At 72.4% G+C, this 13,983-nt stretch carries 14 protein-coding genes; 7 read left to right on the top strand and 7 right to left on the bottom strand.

What is annotated here, in order from left to right; all coding sequences use genetic code 11:
- Entirely contained in the window at nucleotides 1-630 is a 630-nt protein-coding gene (locus ACFWEJ_RS00835; protein WP_377227301.1) for an AAA family ATPase, read from the bottom strand.
- Nucleotides 627-1,571: an alpha/beta hydrolase gene (locus ACFWEJ_RS00830; RefSeq protein ID WP_377227300.1), complete on the bottom strand. Its 945-nt coding sequence runs from the start codon at nucleotides 1,569-1,571 to the stop codon at nucleotides 627-629. The genes ACFWEJ_RS00835 and ACFWEJ_RS00830 overlap by 4 nt, the downstream gene beginning before the upstream one ends.
- A 302-nt stretch (nucleotides 1,572-1,873) precedes the next feature.
- On the opposite strand from ACFWEJ_RS00830, the gene ACFWEJ_RS00825 reads away from it, so the two are divergent.
- Nucleotides 1,874-2,131, top strand: coding sequence for a hypothetical protein (locus tag ACFWEJ_RS00825; RefSeq protein WP_377227299.1), 258 nt, complete (start codon nucleotides 1,874-1,876; stop codon nucleotides 2,129-2,131).
- Between the two features lie 42 nt (nucleotides 2,132-2,173).
- On the top strand, nucleotides 2,174-2,431 hold the full coding sequence (locus tag ACFWEJ_RS00820; RefSeq protein ID WP_377227298.1) for a hypothetical protein: 258 nt from the start codon (nucleotides 2,174-2,176) through the stop codon (nucleotides 2,429-2,431).
- 108 nt (nucleotides 2,432-2,539) lie between these two features.
- Here ACFWEJ_RS00820 and ACFWEJ_RS00815 read toward each other — a convergent pair whose 3' ends face one another.
- Entirely contained in the window at nucleotides 2,540-5,917 is a 3,378-nt protein-coding gene (locus ACFWEJ_RS00815) for a bifunctional [glutamine synthetase] adenylyltransferase/[glutamine synthetase]-adenylyl-L-tyrosine phosphorylase (RefSeq protein ID WP_377227297.1), read from the bottom strand.
- Between the two features lie 92 nt (nucleotides 5,918-6,009).
- Nucleotides 6,010-7,344, bottom strand: a complete 1,335-nt coding sequence (locus ACFWEJ_RS00810) for a glutamine synthetase family protein (RefSeq protein ID WP_285104256.1) — start codon at nucleotides 7,342-7,344, stop codon at nucleotides 6,010-6,012.
- A gap of 104 nt (nucleotides 7,345-7,448) precedes the next feature.
- Between ACFWEJ_RS00810 and panB the strand changes: the two genes are divergently transcribed.
- Nucleotides 7,449-8,279 carry a 3-methyl-2-oxobutanoate hydroxymethyltransferase gene (gene panB, locus ACFWEJ_RS00805; protein ID WP_182617797.1) on the top strand — a complete coding sequence of 277 codons (831 nt, stop codon included), beginning with the start codon at nucleotides 7,449-7,451 and terminating at the stop codon, nucleotides 8,277-8,279.
- 55 nt (nucleotides 8,280-8,334) lie between these two features.
- Here the strand turns inward: panB and ACFWEJ_RS00800 are convergent, their stop codons facing one another.
- Nucleotides 8,335-8,520: an SPOR domain-containing protein gene (locus tag ACFWEJ_RS00800; protein ID WP_377227296.1), complete on the bottom strand. Its 186-nt coding sequence runs from the start codon at nucleotides 8,518-8,520 to the stop codon at nucleotides 8,335-8,337.
- A gap of 14 nt (nucleotides 8,521-8,534) precedes the next feature.
- Between ACFWEJ_RS00800 and ppgK the strand changes: the two genes are divergently transcribed.
- Nucleotides 8,535-9,281, top strand: a complete 747-nt coding sequence (gene ppgK, locus ACFWEJ_RS00795) for a polyphosphate--glucose phosphotransferase (RefSeq protein WP_285104252.1) — start codon at nucleotides 8,535-8,537, stop codon at nucleotides 9,279-9,281.
- A 33-nt stretch (nucleotides 9,282-9,314) separates the two neighbouring features.
- Here the strand turns inward: ppgK and ACFWEJ_RS00790 are convergent, their stop codons facing one another.
- Nucleotides 9,315-9,683: an STAS domain-containing protein gene (locus ACFWEJ_RS00790; RefSeq protein WP_377227295.1), complete on the bottom strand. Its 369-nt coding sequence runs from the start codon at nucleotides 9,681-9,683 to the stop codon at nucleotides 9,315-9,317.
- A 268-nt stretch (nucleotides 9,684-9,951) separates the two neighbouring features.
- The gene (locus ACFWEJ_RS00785; protein WP_285104248.1) at nucleotides 9,952-10,308 is read right to left on the bottom strand and encodes a DUF3467 domain-containing protein; all 357 of its coding nucleotides are present in this window, start codon (nucleotides 10,306-10,308) and stop codon (nucleotides 9,952-9,954) included.
- Between the two features lie 226 nt (nucleotides 10,309-10,534).
- On the opposite strand from ACFWEJ_RS00785, the gene ACFWEJ_RS00780 reads away from it, so the two are divergent.
- From ACFWEJ_RS00780 to ACFWEJ_RS00770, 3 genes are all read left to right on the top strand, one after another.
- On the top strand, nucleotides 10,535-12,637 hold the full coding sequence (locus ACFWEJ_RS00780) for a HelD family protein (protein WP_377227294.1): 2,103 nt from the start codon (nucleotides 10,535-10,537) through the stop codon (nucleotides 12,635-12,637).
- A gap of 115 nt (nucleotides 12,638-12,752) precedes the next feature.
- Nucleotides 12,753-13,157 carry a nuclear transport factor 2 family protein gene (locus ACFWEJ_RS00775; RefSeq protein WP_377227293.1) on the top strand — a complete coding sequence of 135 codons (405 nt, stop codon included), beginning with the start codon at nucleotides 12,753-12,755 and terminating at the stop codon, nucleotides 13,155-13,157.
- An 88-nt stretch (nucleotides 13,158-13,245) separates the two neighbouring features.
- Nucleotides 13,246-13,974: a helix-turn-helix transcriptional regulator gene (locus tag ACFWEJ_RS00770; RefSeq protein WP_377227292.1), complete on the top strand. Its 729-nt coding sequence runs from the start codon at nucleotides 13,246-13,248 to the stop codon at nucleotides 13,972-13,974.
- Nucleotides 13,975-13,983: the final 9 nt, after the last annotated feature.

Genomic DNA, 13,983 nt, shown 5'->3' with positions numbered 1-13,983 from the left:
TCATGCGAGCCCGGCCGTGAAGCCCGGCCAGTCGGCCCCGGGCCGTGGCCGCTCCACGTCGTCGGCCGTCATCACGGCCCGGCGCGCGGCCTCGGCCACGACCAGGTCGGCGGTCTGCTCGGGTGTCTGCCCGCCGGAGTCCAGCCACCAGCCGAGGTCGCCCAGCTCGCGCCGCTGGTTCCGCGCCAGGGGCGCGACGTCGTAGTCCACCCTGGTCTCGGGCGCTCGCGTCGCGTTCCGGTGTCGCGCCACCTCCAGCGACGGGGACAGGACCACCAGCATCAGGGGTCGCGCCCGCAGCGCGCCGAGCACGTAGCGCAGCTCCGCCCGCGTCTCGACGACGGTGTCGAGCACGGGGATAACGCCGGCCTCCGCGAAGTTGCTCGCGGTGGAGCAGGCGTTCATGGCGCGCAGCCGCAGCTCCCGCAGCCCGTCGGGCCCCGGGTTCCACCGGCCCTCGTCGTCGAGCATCCGCGCCCGGCCGCTGACGAGCATCAGGTTGAAGACGTCGCCGTCCACCTGGGCCGCTCGGGGCAGCCGTTCGGCCACGAGCCGCGACACGGTGGTCTTCCCCGCGCCCGGCGTCCCGGTGATCAGCAGGCAGCCGGCCAGGTGCTCACGCCCGCTCATCGCGGCTCTCCCCCCGCCGGGTCGCTCGGCGCGAGCCTCGGGTCCGACGCCGGATCCGTGCGCCACGCCCAGCGCAGGGCGTCGGGCAGCAGGACGCCGGCGTGGTTCGGATTGTGGCCACCGTCGCCGAGCACGAGCCGGAAGTCGTAGCCGGCCTCCGCGAGCGCCGCGCCGACCCGCAGGTTCTCGGCGAGCCAGTTGCGCTCGGGCCGGTCCCAGCCGAGGTCGCGGTGCCCCGCCTGGAGGAAGATCCGCAGCGGCTTGCGCGGCTCGGCGGACAGCGCCGCGGGGTACGGATTTCCGCCGGGCATCTGGGCGAAGCTCGACAGGAAGCCGACGACGCGGCGGAACCGGTCGGGGCGGTGCCACGCGGCGGTGAACGCGCAGTTCCCGCCGCTGCTGCCGCCCACGACGCCCCAGCGGTCCGGGTCGTCGCTGACGGCGTACCGGCGGCGGACCTCGGGGATCACCTCGGTCAGCAGGAAGGTGACGTAGCGGTCGTCGGCGGCGTCGTACTCGGCGTTGCGGTTCTTGCGCTCGGCGGGATCCGCGCGGTCCTCGAAGACGCCGGGGTCGACGAAGACGCCGATCGTCGGCGGGATCGCGCCGTCGTGCACCAGGTTGTCCAGCACGATGCCGCCCCGGACGTCGCCGTGGGGGTCGAGGTACCACCAGCCGTCCTGGAACACGAGAAGCCCGGCGGGTTCGGCGGGCTCGTGGGCGGCCGGGTCGACGGCGGGGTCTGCGTCGGCATCGAGGCCGGCGGGCACGTGGATCCACACGCGGCGCGCGGTGCCGGGATAGACGACGCTGTCGTCCAGCCGGAGCTCGACGGTCTCGCCCTGCGGGACATCAGGGCGCCGTCGTGAGTCGGGCCCGAGCTCGTACCGGACGTCGTCGAGGTCGAGCGGAATCGGACGGAACGGAACAGGAGCGGCCACGCCGCCACGCTAACGACCGCCGGCGCTCGGGTCGCGCCCTTTTCCGACCGTGACGGCGGCACCCATCAAGGGCGCGCGAACCGCTGCCTCGGGCAGGGCGGATGAGCGCGGGTCTGGTGGCGGTATCACCGGCCGGAGCGCAACTACACCGGCGCTCATCTGGGGCCGATGGTCTGGACCCGGCCACAGCTGTTGACCACAGCGGGTGCTGCCAGGAACGGCCCGGCAGTGGCAGCAGCTGCTGTGGTCAACACCGAGCCGGTGCGCAGCCGGGTCGGGCAGGGCCGCGCTAACCTGCCCGCATGATCGTGTGGCTGAACGGACCCTTCGGCGGCGGCAAGACCACGACTGCGGCGGAGCTCGACGCGCTCCTGCCGGAGGCGGTGGTGTTCGACCCGGAGTCGATGGGCCCGCCGCTGGTGCCCACGCTGTCGGGCATCGAGCCGGTGCACGACTTCCAGGACTGGCGGCCGTGGCGCGAGCTGGTCGTGACGGCCCTGACCTCGCTGGACCGGCACACCGGCCGCACGATCGTGGCTCCGCAGACGGTGGTCGTGTAGCAGTACTGGGACGAGATCACGTCGGGCCTCGCGGCGGCGGGGGTGGAGCTCAGGGCGTTCACGCTGGACTGCACCCCCGACGAGCACGAGCGGCGGATCGCCGGCGACACGGTCACGAACTCCACGATCGAGGAGATCACGATCGACGACGACGGCGTGGGCTGGCGCCGTCACCGCGCCGCCGACTACCGCGCGGCGCTCCCCTGGCTCACCGCACGTACCGACGTGATCGACACGACGACCCTCCGACCGGCCGAGGTTGCCAAGGAGGTAGCGACCCGCGCGGGCCTGACCGCCTGACCGCCTGACCCGATCAGCCCGATCGGGTGACCGACCATGCACCTGCTGCCAAGCACCTCACCTGGCTGGCAGCAGCTGGATGGTCAGTTGTCGAGCCTGGGGCGCGCCTCACTCCGCGCCGTAGAAGATTCGTTCCATCACCGCTCGGGCACGGCGGGCCAGCCGCAGGTACAGCTCCTCCAGCTCCGGGCCCGTGCCCACGTCGCCGAGCAGCCGGGCGATGCCGGTCAGGGCGTGGCTGTCGTGCGGCAGCATGTCGACGCCGGCGCCCGTCGTCCGCCCGGACCACAGCACGATCGCCGACCGCAGCCGCGACGCGAGCACCCACGCCTCCAGCAGCACCTCGGCGTCGTCGTCGGTCAGCAGGCCGGCCTCGTTCGCGGCCTTCAGCGCGGAGATCGTGCCCGTGGTCCGCAGGCCCGGCACCTCGTACGCGTGCTGGAGCTGCAGGAGCTGCACGGTCCACTCGACGTCGGAGACCCCGCCCCGGCCCAGCTTCAGGTGCCGCGCCGGGTCGGCGCCACGCGGTAGGCGCTCCGACTCGACGCGCGCCTTGATGCGCCGCACCTCGCGCAGCACCGCGGCGTCCAGCCCGCCCTCGGGGTAACGCAGGGGGTCGATGAGCTCGGTGAACCGTGCGCCCAGCGACCGTCCGCCCTCGGCGCCGGGTCCCAGGTCGAGATCGGTCCCGCCGTCCGGCAGGGTGCCCCCGCCGTCGGACAGCGAGGCCGCCACCGCACCCTCGTCCGGACCACCCGCCGCGACCACGCTGAGCGTGCCCGACAGGGCGCGCGCCCGCAGCAGCGCCTGCGCCTCCCAGGGTGAGGACCAGCGGCCGTAGTACTCCACGTAGGAGTCGAAGGAGCGCACCAGGGGCCCGCTGCGGCCCTCGGGCCGCAGGTCGGCGTCCACGGGCAGGCCCGGCTCCGGCCCGACGGCGGTGAGGATCCGCCGCATGCCCTTCGCCACCGTCAGGGCGTAGTCGTTGGCCGCCTTGTCCCCGGCGCCGCCCACCGCCTCGTAGACGAACATGATGTCGGCGTCCGAGCCGTACCCCATCTCCTGGCCGCCCAGCCGGCCCATCGCGACGATGAGCAGCCGGGCGGGCTCGTCCCCGCGGGCGATGTTCCGCTCGCCGCGCGCCTCGTGCTCCGCGATGCGCAGCCCGCCCGCCAGGACGACGTCGGCGGCGTCCGAGATGGCCCGCGCGGCGTCGACCGGGCCGAGCTCGCCGAGCACCTCGGCGACGCCGGTGCGGGCCAGCTCGCGGCGGCGCAGCGCGCGCAGCGCGACCGTGGCGGCGTCCACCTCCTGCGCCCGGCCGAGCAGCGCGTCCGCCTCCGCGGCCAGCCGCCGCGCGCCCCGCGGCGCCAGCGAGTCGGACTGCGCCAGCCAGCGCACCGACTCCGGGGACCTGCCGATCGCGTCCGCGAGGTAGCGCGACGAGGACAGCACCTGGGCCAGGTGGGAGGCCGCCTCCGCGGAGTCGCGCAGCAGGCGCAGGTACCAGTGGGTGGAGCCCAGGGTGTCCGACAGCTTGCGGAACGCGAGCAGCCCCTCGTCCGGGTCCGCGCCCTCGGCGAACCAGCCGAGCAGCACCGGCAGGAGCTGGCGCTGGATCGCCGCGCGCCGCGAGACGCCGTCGGTCAGGGCCTGGACGTGGCGCATCGCGCCGGCCGGGTCGCGGTAGCCGATCGCCGCGAACCGGGCCATGGCCGCGCGCGGCGCGAGCGACGCCTCGCTCGTGGACAGCAGCGCCGTGGCCGGCAGGAGCGGCCGGTAGTAGACGGCCTCGTGCAGGTCGCGCACCTCGCGCCGCACGGACCGCCAGGTCTTGACCAGGTCGTCCGCTCCGCCCTGCCCCAGCCCGCGGGCGAGCCGCCGCAGCTCCGCCTCGGCGGTCGGCATGAGGTGGGTGCGGCGCAGGCGGAAGAGCTGGATCCGGTGCTCCAGCGCCCGCAGGAACCGGTAGCACTCCCCCATCCGGCGGGCGTGCTCGCGCCCCACGTAGCCGCCCCGGGACAGCGCCGCGAGGGCGTCGAGCGTGGTCTTCGACCGGATGTCCTCGTCCGCCCGCCCGTGCACGAGCTGCAGGAGCTGCACGGTGAACTCGACGTCGCGCAGGCCGCCCTTGCCGAGCTTGATCTGCCGGTCGGCCTCGGCCACCGGCACGTTGCCCTCGACGCGCTTGCGCATCGCGCGGGCGTCCTCGACGAAGTTGGGCCGCTCCACGGCCTGCCACACCAGCGGCCCGACGGCGGCGGTGTACGCCTCCCCGAGCGCCAGGTCGCCCGCCACGGGACGCGCCTTGAGCAGCGCCTGGAACTCCCACGTCACGGCCCACCGCTCGTAGTACGCGACGTGGCTGGCCAGGGTGCGCACGAGCGGCCCCTGCTTGCCCTCCGGCCGCAGCGCCGCGTCGACCTGCCACAGCGCGGGCTCCGCCGACGCGCCCGAGCACACCTGCGCCAGGCGGCCCGCGAGCCGCGCGGCGACCCGCAGGGCGTGGTCCTCGTCGCACGCGGGCGCGCCGTCGGGCAGCAGGCCCGGCTCGGCCACGTAGATGACGTCCACGTCGGAGATGTAGTTCAGCTCCCGGCCGCCGGTCTTGCCCATGCCGAGCACGGCCAGGCGGACGCCGGCTCCGTGGTCGTCCTCCTCGGAGCGCGCCACTGCCAGCGCGCCCTCCAGTGCGGCAGCCGCCAGGTCGGCCAGCGCCGCCGCGACGGCGGGCAGCACCGTCGTCGGCTCGGACGCGGTGACGTCGGTGGCCGCGATCCGCAGCAGGCGGGCGCGGTAGGCGCGGCGCAGCCGGTCCGTGTACGACGACGAGGAGGCCTCGTCCGGTGCCGTCTCTCCGTGCCGGGGGTGGGTGCCCGCGACGGGCTCGGCGGACTCCGGGTCGGCGTCGACGGCGCGCAGCAGCTCGGCGCGCACGGCCTCGGCGGGGACGCCGGTGCCCGGGGTGAGGTCGCGGACCAGGTCGAGCAGCGCGGGATGGCGCACGAGCTCGTCGCCGAGCGCCGAGGACGAGCCCAGCACACGCAGGAGCCGGTCGACGGCGGTCGGGCGCGGTGCGTCGTCGTCGGCCGGGCCGTTGTCCGTGCCGTTGCCCGAGCTGCCGTTGGCGGCGCCGCCGCCGTTCCCCGAGCCGTTGTGGGCCGGAGCGTCGGCGGCCGGGCCGAAGGCCGCGAGGACCGGGCGCAGCCGGTCCGGGGCGGCCGCCGCGAGCCGGACGAGCTGGAGCAGCGCCAGGTCGGGGTCGGCGACGCCGGCGAGCGAGCGCAGGAGCGCCACGTCGGCGGGCTCCAGGACCACCGCACCGCGGTCGGGGCCGGCCACGCGGCCCTCCCCGTTCCCCCTGGAACCGTTGTCCAGGACGGCGACCAGGTCGGGGTCGCGCCACAGCGCGGCGGACCGGGTGAGGTCGGCGAACCCGGCCCGGATCAGATGGGTCGTCAGGGTCTCGGGTCGGCGGCTCTGCACCCCCCGACCCTACGACGCGGGCGGGGGGTGCAGCACCTCTGTCAGGGCCGCAGGAACTTCAGACCTGCGGGTACGTCAGAGCTGCACGAACGTCAGAGCTGCAGGAACCGCTTGAGCTCGAACGGCGTCACCTGGGCGCTGTACGCCTCCCACTCCTCGCGCTTGTTGCGCAGGAAGTAGTCGAAGACGTGCTCGCCGAGGGTCTCGGCCACGAGTTCGGACTTCTCCATGAACTGGATGGCCTCGTCGAGGTCGCGCGGCAGCGGGGCGATGCCCAGCGCGCGGCGCTCGGCCGGCGTGAGCTCCCAGACGTCGTCCTCGGTGTGGTCCAGGAGGTCGTAGCCCTCCTCGATGCCCTTGAGGCCGGCTGCCAGGATCACGGCGAACGCGAGGTACGGGTTGGCGGCCGAGTCCAGCGCGCGGTACTCGATGCGCGCGGAGTTGCCCTTGCCCGGCTTGTACATCGGCACGCGGACCAGCGCGGAGCGGTTGTTGTGGCCCCAGCTCACGTAGCTCGGGGCCTCCTGCCCGCCCCAGAGCCGCTTGTAGCTGTTGACGTACTGGTTGGTGACGGCGGTGATCTCCCCCGCGTGCACCATGAGGCCCGCGATGAACTGGCGCGCCGTCTTGGACAGCTCGAACTGGGCGCCGGGCTCGTAGAACGCGTTGCGGTCGTCCTCGAACAGCGACACGTGCGTGTGCATGCCGGAGCCGGGCTGGTCGGCCAGCGGCTTGGGCATGAAGGACGCGAACACGCCCTGCTCGAGCGCCACCTCCTTGACCACGGTGCGGAACGTCATGAGGTTGTCCGCCGTCGTCAGCGCGTCGGCATAACGCAGGTCGATCTCGTTCTGGCCGGGACCGGCCTCGTGGTGCGAGAACTCGACCGAGATGCCCATGGACTCCAGCATCGTGATCGCGGCACGGCGGAAGTCGTGTGTCGATCCCCGGGCCAGGTGGTCGAAGTACCCGCCCTGGTCCACCGGCTCCAGCTTCGGGTCCGACTTGGTGAGCTGGTTGAACAGGTAGAACTCGACCTCGGGGTGCGTGTAGAAGGTGAACCCGCGGTCGCTCGCCTTGGCGAGGGTGCGCTTGAGCACGTTGCGCGAGTCCGCCAGCGACGGCTGCCCGTCCGGCGTCAGGATGTCGCAGAACATGCGGCCCGTACCGTGCCGCTCACCGCGCCACGGGAGCACCTGGAAGGTGGTCGGGTCCGGCTTGGCGACCATGTCCGCCTCGAAGACCCGGGTGAGTCCCTCGATGGCGCTGCCGTCGAAGCCGATGCCCTCGCTGAACGCCGACTCGAGCTCGGCGGGTGCCACAGCTACCGACTTCAGCACGCCGAGAACGTCGGTGAACCAAAGCCGGATGAAGCGGATGTCGCGCTCCTCGACCGTGCGGAGCACGAACTCCTGCTGCCTGTCCATGGGCCCATCTTGCACTAAACCTGTTACAGGTGCGTGTACCGAGCATGGACGACCGGTCGTAGGCTTTCCAGCGGCACCGAGGCCGTTCGAACCACAGGAGGACCATGTCCGCCCACACCTCACCCACTCAGGGTCCCAAGAGGGTCCGCGTGCACCATCTGGCCGAGGCCAAGGCCAAGGGTGAGAAGCTCGCGATGCTCACCGCGTACGACGCGGTGACCGCCGCGATCTTCGACGCGGCCGGGATGGACATCCTGCTGGTGGGCGACTCCATCGGGAACGTCATGCACGGGCACACCAGCACGATCCCCGTGACCGTGGACGACATGATCCCGGCCGCCCGCGCCGTCGCGCGGGCCACGAAGCGCGCGTTCGTCGTGATCGACCTGCCGTTCGGCTCCTACGAGGCCGGGCCGCAGCAGGCGCTGGAGACGTCGGTGCGGATCTTCAAGGAGACCGGCGCCGACGCCGTCAAGCTGGAGGGCGGCGTCCGCTCCGCGCCGCAGATCCGGGCGCTCACCGACGCCGGGATCCCCGTCGTCGCGCACCTCGGCTACACGCCGCAGTCGGAGAACCTGCTGGGCGGGCCGCGCGTGCAGGGCCGGGGCGACGACGCCGTCGAGCGGCTGGCCGACGACGCGAAGGCCGTCGAGGAGGCCGGCGCCGTCGCCGTCGTCCTGGAGATGGTGCCGACCGACGTCGCCGCGCGGATCACCGAGATCGTGCGGATCCCGACCATCGGCATCGGCGCCGGGCCGCACTGCGACGGCCAGGTGCTCGTGTGGACGGACATGGCCGGGATGACCGACTGGTCGCCGCGGTTCGCCCGGCGCTACGCCGAGCTCGGCGCGGCGCTGCAGCAGGCCGCGGAGGACTACGTCTCCGAGGTCAAGGACGCCTCGTTCCCGGACGCGGAGCACTCGTTCGAGAAGTAGCGCACGTGTCAGACGTACAGATCACCCGGGTGACCTGTACGTCTGACACGAGTGGTTACTTCTTGCGCCAGTCCTCGTCCTCCTTGTCCCAGGACTCGTTGCGCGACCTCGCGCTCTCCAGCGCCCGCTCGGCCTCGGCGCGGGTGCTGTAGGGACCCATCAGGTGCGACCAGGACGAACGGCGTCCCACTTCGACCGCCCGGGTCTCGGTGTTGTACCAGTACTGCTCCTCGGTGCTCATGAGACGATCCTGACATGAGCGACCTGGCGTTCGGCATAGACATCGGAGGTTCGGGGATCAAGGGTGCGCCCGTCGATCTCACGGCGGGCGAGTACGCGGAGAAGCGGACCCGCATCCCCACGCCCCAACCGTCCACCCCGCAGGCCGTGGCTGACGTGCTCGCCGAGCTCGTCGACACCTACCACCTGCCCGACGACGTCCCGATCGGCGTCGCCTTCCCCGCGCCCATGCAGCACGGCGTGGTGCGGTCCATGGCGAACCTGGACCAGTCCTGGACGGGCGTGGACCTGCCGGCGCTCGTGCAGCGCGTGACGGGACGCCACGTGGTGGCGGTCAACGACGCCGACGCGGCGGGCGTGGGCGAGGTCCGCTACGGCGCCGCGCGTGACGCGGACGGCGTGGTGCTGGTGGCGACGCTCGGCACGGGGATCGGGTCGGCGCTCGTGGTCGACGGCGTCCTGGTGCCCAACACGGAGCTGGGGCACCTGGAGATCGACGGGCACGACGCCGAGTCGCGCGCGGCCGACTCCGCGCGGGAGCGTGAGGACCTGTCCTGGGAGGACTGGGCCGAGCGCCTGCAGCGCTACTTCGGGGTGGTCGAGGACCTGATCTCCCCCGACCTCATCGTCGTGGGGGGCGGGGTGAGCAAGCACCACGAGAAGTACCTGCCGCACCTGCACCTGCGGGCGCCGATCGTCCCGGCACAGCTGCGCAACGCGGCCGGCATCGTCGGGGCCGCGGCCCTGGCCGCCGGGCGCTGAGGCGTGCGCGCCCGGCCTTCGGGCCGGGTACGGTCAGGCCTCGCGCGCGGTGCCGCGGTGCGCAGGCTGCGTGAAGAGCGCGTCGACCCCGAGCATCTCGATGACGTTCCGGACCACCGGCGGCGGCTCCGGAAGGCTGACGGTCAGGCCCTCCTGCGTCCCGTAGGTGTACATCTGCATGAGGAACGCGACGCCGGTCGAGTCCATGAACGTCACCTTGGACGTGTCGATGACCACCGCCTTGGCCCGCTCGAGGGCGTTGGCTATGGCAGCACTCGACTCACCGCGCAAAGAGACATCGATCTCTCCCCACATGCTCACGACGCTCGTGCGAGCCTGTTCCTCGAACAGGATCCCGCCCGTGCGCCCCCTGTTGTCGAATTCGGTGTTGCTCACTTGCATCGCCCCTGTTCATTGCTCCCCGACACGGCCGCCGGAACGGGTCGCCCGACCCCCCGGGCAACTCTGGGAGATTGCAACGCCTTCGTCGCGATCACGGGCAGCCTACATCCGTGAAGATCGCAAGTGGAACAGCCTGCAAGGGTTACATTTCGAAGACCCTACTGGTATAACCCAGTATTTCTAGGGGCAAACTAGCACACAACCCCCGGTCACAACGGACAAAAAGATACCGAGTTGGACATACGTCCAAGAAAAAAATTCACCGGAATCAATTCTCCGACGACCGATTGGGGCCGTCCGGGCCTTCGGAGGCACCGGGATTGCGAACATTCGGTGCGCTTTCCTTCTCCCATGCATCGAGTTGCATAGTGAGCGCCTTGGCGAGCTCGAACACCTGCTGCGGAGGAATGCGCACGCGCGAAACCACCCGGCCCGGCACGGTGATCGACGTGACCTCGCCCGACTCGGGGTCCGAGACCGGGCTCGGCGGCTGCTTCACGGCGATGAAGTCCAGGATGAACGACGTCGGCGTGTGCCAGACCGAGGCGAAGTCGGCGGGTACGCCGGTCTCCATCTCGTCGGGCACGTCGATCTGGAACTCCTGGGGCAGCTCGTCGGACGACACTGAGGCTCCTCGTTAGGCCGGGCGGTGCACCGACCGTACCGTGGGGCAGGTTGGCGCGACAGTGGAAACGGACTCGAAGGACATATGGTTCCTGACCTCCCGAGCTACCGCCCCGGTCAAGAAAATATGCCGACACGTTCAGGCTCCCGGCACTAGACTCACGCGGCCGTTCGCACGAGTGCCTCGGGCGACGAACACCCCGCACACGAACCCTGGAGGACCTCCCATGGCCGCCGACGCGTCAGAGCTCGCCACGGAGCGGGAGTTCCTGGCCGAGGCCCGCTCCCAGCTCGGCCGGATGCGCGACCGGGTCGCCGCGCTCGACGGCAGCTACGCGGGCGACTGGGTGAGCGCCGAGGTCCTGGAGGCCACGCTCGCGCGCCGGATGGAGCAGCTCACCGACGACCCGGAGATCCCGCTGTTCTTCGGCCGCATCGACCTCACGGCCGGCGAGACCTTCCACATCGGACGCCGCCACGTGTCGGACCCGGACGGCGAGCCGATGGTCGTGGACTGGCGCGCCCCCGTGAGCACCCCGTTCTACCGGGCCACGGCCAAGGAGCCGATGGGCATCACCGCGCGGCGCCGCTACGGGTTCGCGCGCGGTCACCTGACGGCGTTCGAGGACGAGTCCCTGACCCGCGCCGACCTGGGTGCGCAGGACGGCGACGGCGCCGCGCACTCCGAGATCCTCGAGGCCGAGATCGAGCGCCCGCGTTCGGGCCCCATGCGCGACATCGTCGCGACGATCCAGCCCGAGCAGGACGTCATCGTCCGCATGCCGCTCGAACGCACGCTCGTGGTCCAGGGCGCGCCCGGCACGGGAAAGACGGCGGTGGGCCTGCACCGCGCGGCGTACCTCCTGTACGCGCACCGCGACCAGCTCACCCGCCGCGGCGTGCTCGTCGTCGGGCCGAACAAGAGCTTCCTGCGGTACATCCGCGACGTGCTGCCCGCTCTGGGCGAGATCCACGCGACGCAGGCGACCATCGAGGAGATCGTCAGCGGCCACGCACCGGTCCGCGCCACGGACACCGCGGACGTCGCGACCCTCAAGGGCGACGGCCGGCTGGCCGAGGTGCTGCGCCGCGCCGTCTGGTCGCACGTGCGCACCCCGGAGGAGACCCTCGTGCTGCCGCGCGGGTCGTTCCGCTGGCGGGTCCCGGCCTACGAGGCGCGCGAGGCCGTGGAGCAGGTCATGGGCCGGGGCGTGCCGTACGCGCTGGGCGGGGCCCAGCTCCGGCACGCGCTGGCGCACCGGGTGCTGGTCCAGATCGAGGAGACCGGCGACGCGCTCGACGACAAGGCCTGGGACGTGCTCGCCCGGACCAAGCCCGTGCGGGACTACGCGGCGGCCGTCTGGCCCGCGGTGGACCCGCGCAAGCTGCTGTTCCGCCTGTACTCCGACCCGGAGTTCCTGGCGGAGTGCGCCGAGGACGTGCTGACGGACGCCGAGCAGGCGCTCCTGACCTGGGCCCGGCCGCCCCGAACCGCCGGCTCCGCCCGCTGGACGACGGCGGACCTCGTGCTGCTCGACGAGATCGCCGACCTGCTGGACCGGACCACGTCGGTGGCACACATCGTGGTCGACGAGGCGCAGGACCTGTCCGCGATGATGCTGCGCTCCCTCGGCCGGCGCGCCGCCACCGGCTCGCTCACCGTGCTCGGCGACCTGGCCCAGGCCACGACGCCGTGGGCGGCGCGCGACTGGGCGGACGTGCTGCGCCACCTGGCCAAGCCGGACGGGTACGTGGAACAGCTCACGGCGGGCTTCCGCGTGCCGGCCGACGTGATCGAGCTCGCGGCCCGGCTCCTGCCCAGCATCGCCCCCGGCCTGGAGCCGCCGACCGCGGTCCGGCGTGCCAAGGGCCGGCTCAGGTTCACCACGGAGCCGCTCGACGACGTGCTGGTCGGCGTCGGCATCTCCGACCTGGAGGGTTCGGTCGGCCTCATCGTGCCCGACGCCGCCGTGCCGGACGTCCGCGAGACGCTGACCGCCGTCGGGCTCACCTTCGCCGTCGTGGGCGAGCAGGAGGACGCCGCCCCGGCCGCGGGCGGCGACGCCGGCGGCGCGAACGACGGGGACGACGGCGCGGAGCCGGACGACACCTCGGAGTTCGACGTCCACCTGGACCTGGTGCCCGCCTCCCTGGCCAAGGGCCTGGAGTTCGACCACGTGGTGCTGCACGACCCGGCCGCGATCGTCGCGGCCGAGCCCAACCACGCCACGGGCCTGCGCCGCCTCTACGTCTGCCTCACCCGCGCGGTCACGTCGCTGGTGGTACGGCACGACGGCGACCTGCCGCCGGAGCTCGGCGTCGCGGGCTAGGGCCTCGAAGTACGTCGGACCCGCGGTGCCGGCGCTGCGCCGGCTCGGGGAACAACGCCTCGGCTTTGAGGAACACCGACACACGGCTGTCGCGTCGTCGGCCGACAGTGGACCCATGACCGACACCACGAACCCGACGACGACACCCAGCTCCGCCGCCCGGCACGCGCTCGACGTGTGGCTGACGATGTGGAACACCGACGGCGACATCGCACGACAGATCTGTGCGGACGACTTCCGGATCCACTTCGCCGTCACCGAGCCCGACGGGTCGACACCCGCGGACGACATCCGCACCTCCGAGGACTTCGCGCGGTATCTCGCCTGGTGGCACGGGCAGAACCCGGGCGTCGTCTTCACGAGGATTGCCGATGCCATCGACGGTGACCACGGCCGGTTGCTCTGGGACGTCGACGCGAACGGTCAGCAGGCAGGTGGCGTGGACGTCTTCGACTTCGATGGAGACGGTCGGGTCCGCCGGGTCTGGTCCGTGGGCGGGCAGCGCAGCATGCGGAGCTGACCACCCACCCGACTCCTCTCGCCCTTCAAGATGGCCCGCAAGAAGGCCTGCAAGATGCCCCGGAAGAAGCCCTGAAAGAATGTGAGGCATGAAGCGAGCCGAGCGGCAGTACGCCCTGGTCGACCTGCTTCGCGGTGCGCGGCGCCCCTGGTCCGCCGCTCGGCTCGCCCGCGAGTTCGGTGTGTCCGCACGGACGATCGAACGAGACATCGGCTCGCTCCAGGTGGCCGGCGTCCCTGTCTACGCGGAGCACGGGGCCGCGGGCGGGTACGCAATCCTCCGTGAGTACTCGCTGCCGCCCCTGAACCTCTCCGCCGCCGAGTCGTTGGCGGTGCTCGCCGGCCTCGCGCTCCTCGAGTCCTCGCCCTACCAAGGAGCTGCCCGCCGGGCCGGCGCCAAGATCGCCGCGGTCATGGACGAGGCGCACCGCGAGCCCGTGCAGGAGCTGCTCGGAACGATGCACGTCATCGACGCCGCACCCCCGACCGAGAGGGCCGTGCCGCTCGGGATCCTCTCCGACGCGATCGCCGCACGCCGCGTGGTGCGGCTCACCTACGTGGGCGAGGGTACCGACGGCACACCGGACCGTTCCGCCACGACCGTCCGCGAGGTCGAGACCATGGGTCTCCTTCGTGCCGCTGACACGTGGCTGCTCAGCGGCTGGTGCCGGCTTCGCGATGCGATCCGCGGGTTCCGCATCGAGCGGATCACGCGACTCGAGATCCTCGACGAGGTCCCGCCGCGGCGGGACCCCGCGCTCCTCGAGGCGGATCTCGCACGGTGGTCGGCGCGGCGGCTGCTGCTCGGACCGGAGTAGCCGGTGCGG

The sequence above is a fragment of the Promicromonospora sp. NPDC060204 genome, from assembly GCF_042728455.1.
GTDB lineage: Bacteria > Actinomycetota > Actinomycetes > Actinomycetales > Cellulomonadaceae > Promicromonospora.
The sequence above is the reverse complement of the archived record's forward strand: the minus strand, read 5'-3'. Positions and strand labels throughout refer to the sequence as shown.

What these genes read in the sequence shown, in the direction of transcription:
- ACFWEJ_RS00835 (WP_377227301.1), bottom strand. Translation starts at nt 630, where the DNA reads ATGAGCGGGCGTGAGCACCTGGCCGGCTGCCTGCTGATCACCGGGACG.
- ACFWEJ_RS00825 (WP_377227299.1), top strand. Translation starts at nt 1,874, where the DNA reads ATGATCGTGTGGCTGAACGGACCCTTCGGCGGCGGCAAGACCACGACT.
- ACFWEJ_RS00810 (WP_285104256.1), bottom strand. Translation starts at nt 7,344, where the DNA reads ATGGACAGGCAGCAGGAGTTCGTGCTCCGCACGGTCGAGGAGCGCGAC.
- panB (WP_182617797.1), top strand. Translation starts at nt 7,449, where the DNA reads ATGTCCGCCCACACCTCACCCACTCAGGGTCCCAAGAGGGTCCGCGTG.
- ACFWEJ_RS00800 (WP_377227296.1), bottom strand. Translation starts at nt 8,520, where the DNA reads ATGAGCACCGAGGAGCAGTACTGGTACAACACCGAGACCCGGGCGGTC.
- ppgK (WP_285104252.1), top strand. Translation starts at nt 8,535, where the DNA reads ATGAGCGACCTGGCGTTCGGCATAGACATCGGAGGTTCGGGGATCAAG.
- ACFWEJ_RS00790 (WP_377227295.1), bottom strand. Translation starts at nt 9,683, where the DNA reads ATGCAAGTGAGCAACACCGAATTCGACAACAGGGGGCGCACGGGCGGG.
- ACFWEJ_RS00780 (WP_377227294.1), top strand. Translation starts at nt 10,535, where the DNA reads ATGGCCGCCGACGCGTCAGAGCTCGCCACGGAGCGGGAGTTCCTGGCC.
- ACFWEJ_RS00775 (WP_377227293.1), top strand. Translation starts at nt 12,753, where the DNA reads ATGACCGACACCACGAACCCGACGACGACACCCAGCTCCGCCGCCCGG.
- ACFWEJ_RS00770 (WP_377227292.1), top strand. Translation starts at nt 13,246, where the DNA reads ATGAAGCGAGCCGAGCGGCAGTACGCCCTGGTCGACCTGCTTCGCGGT.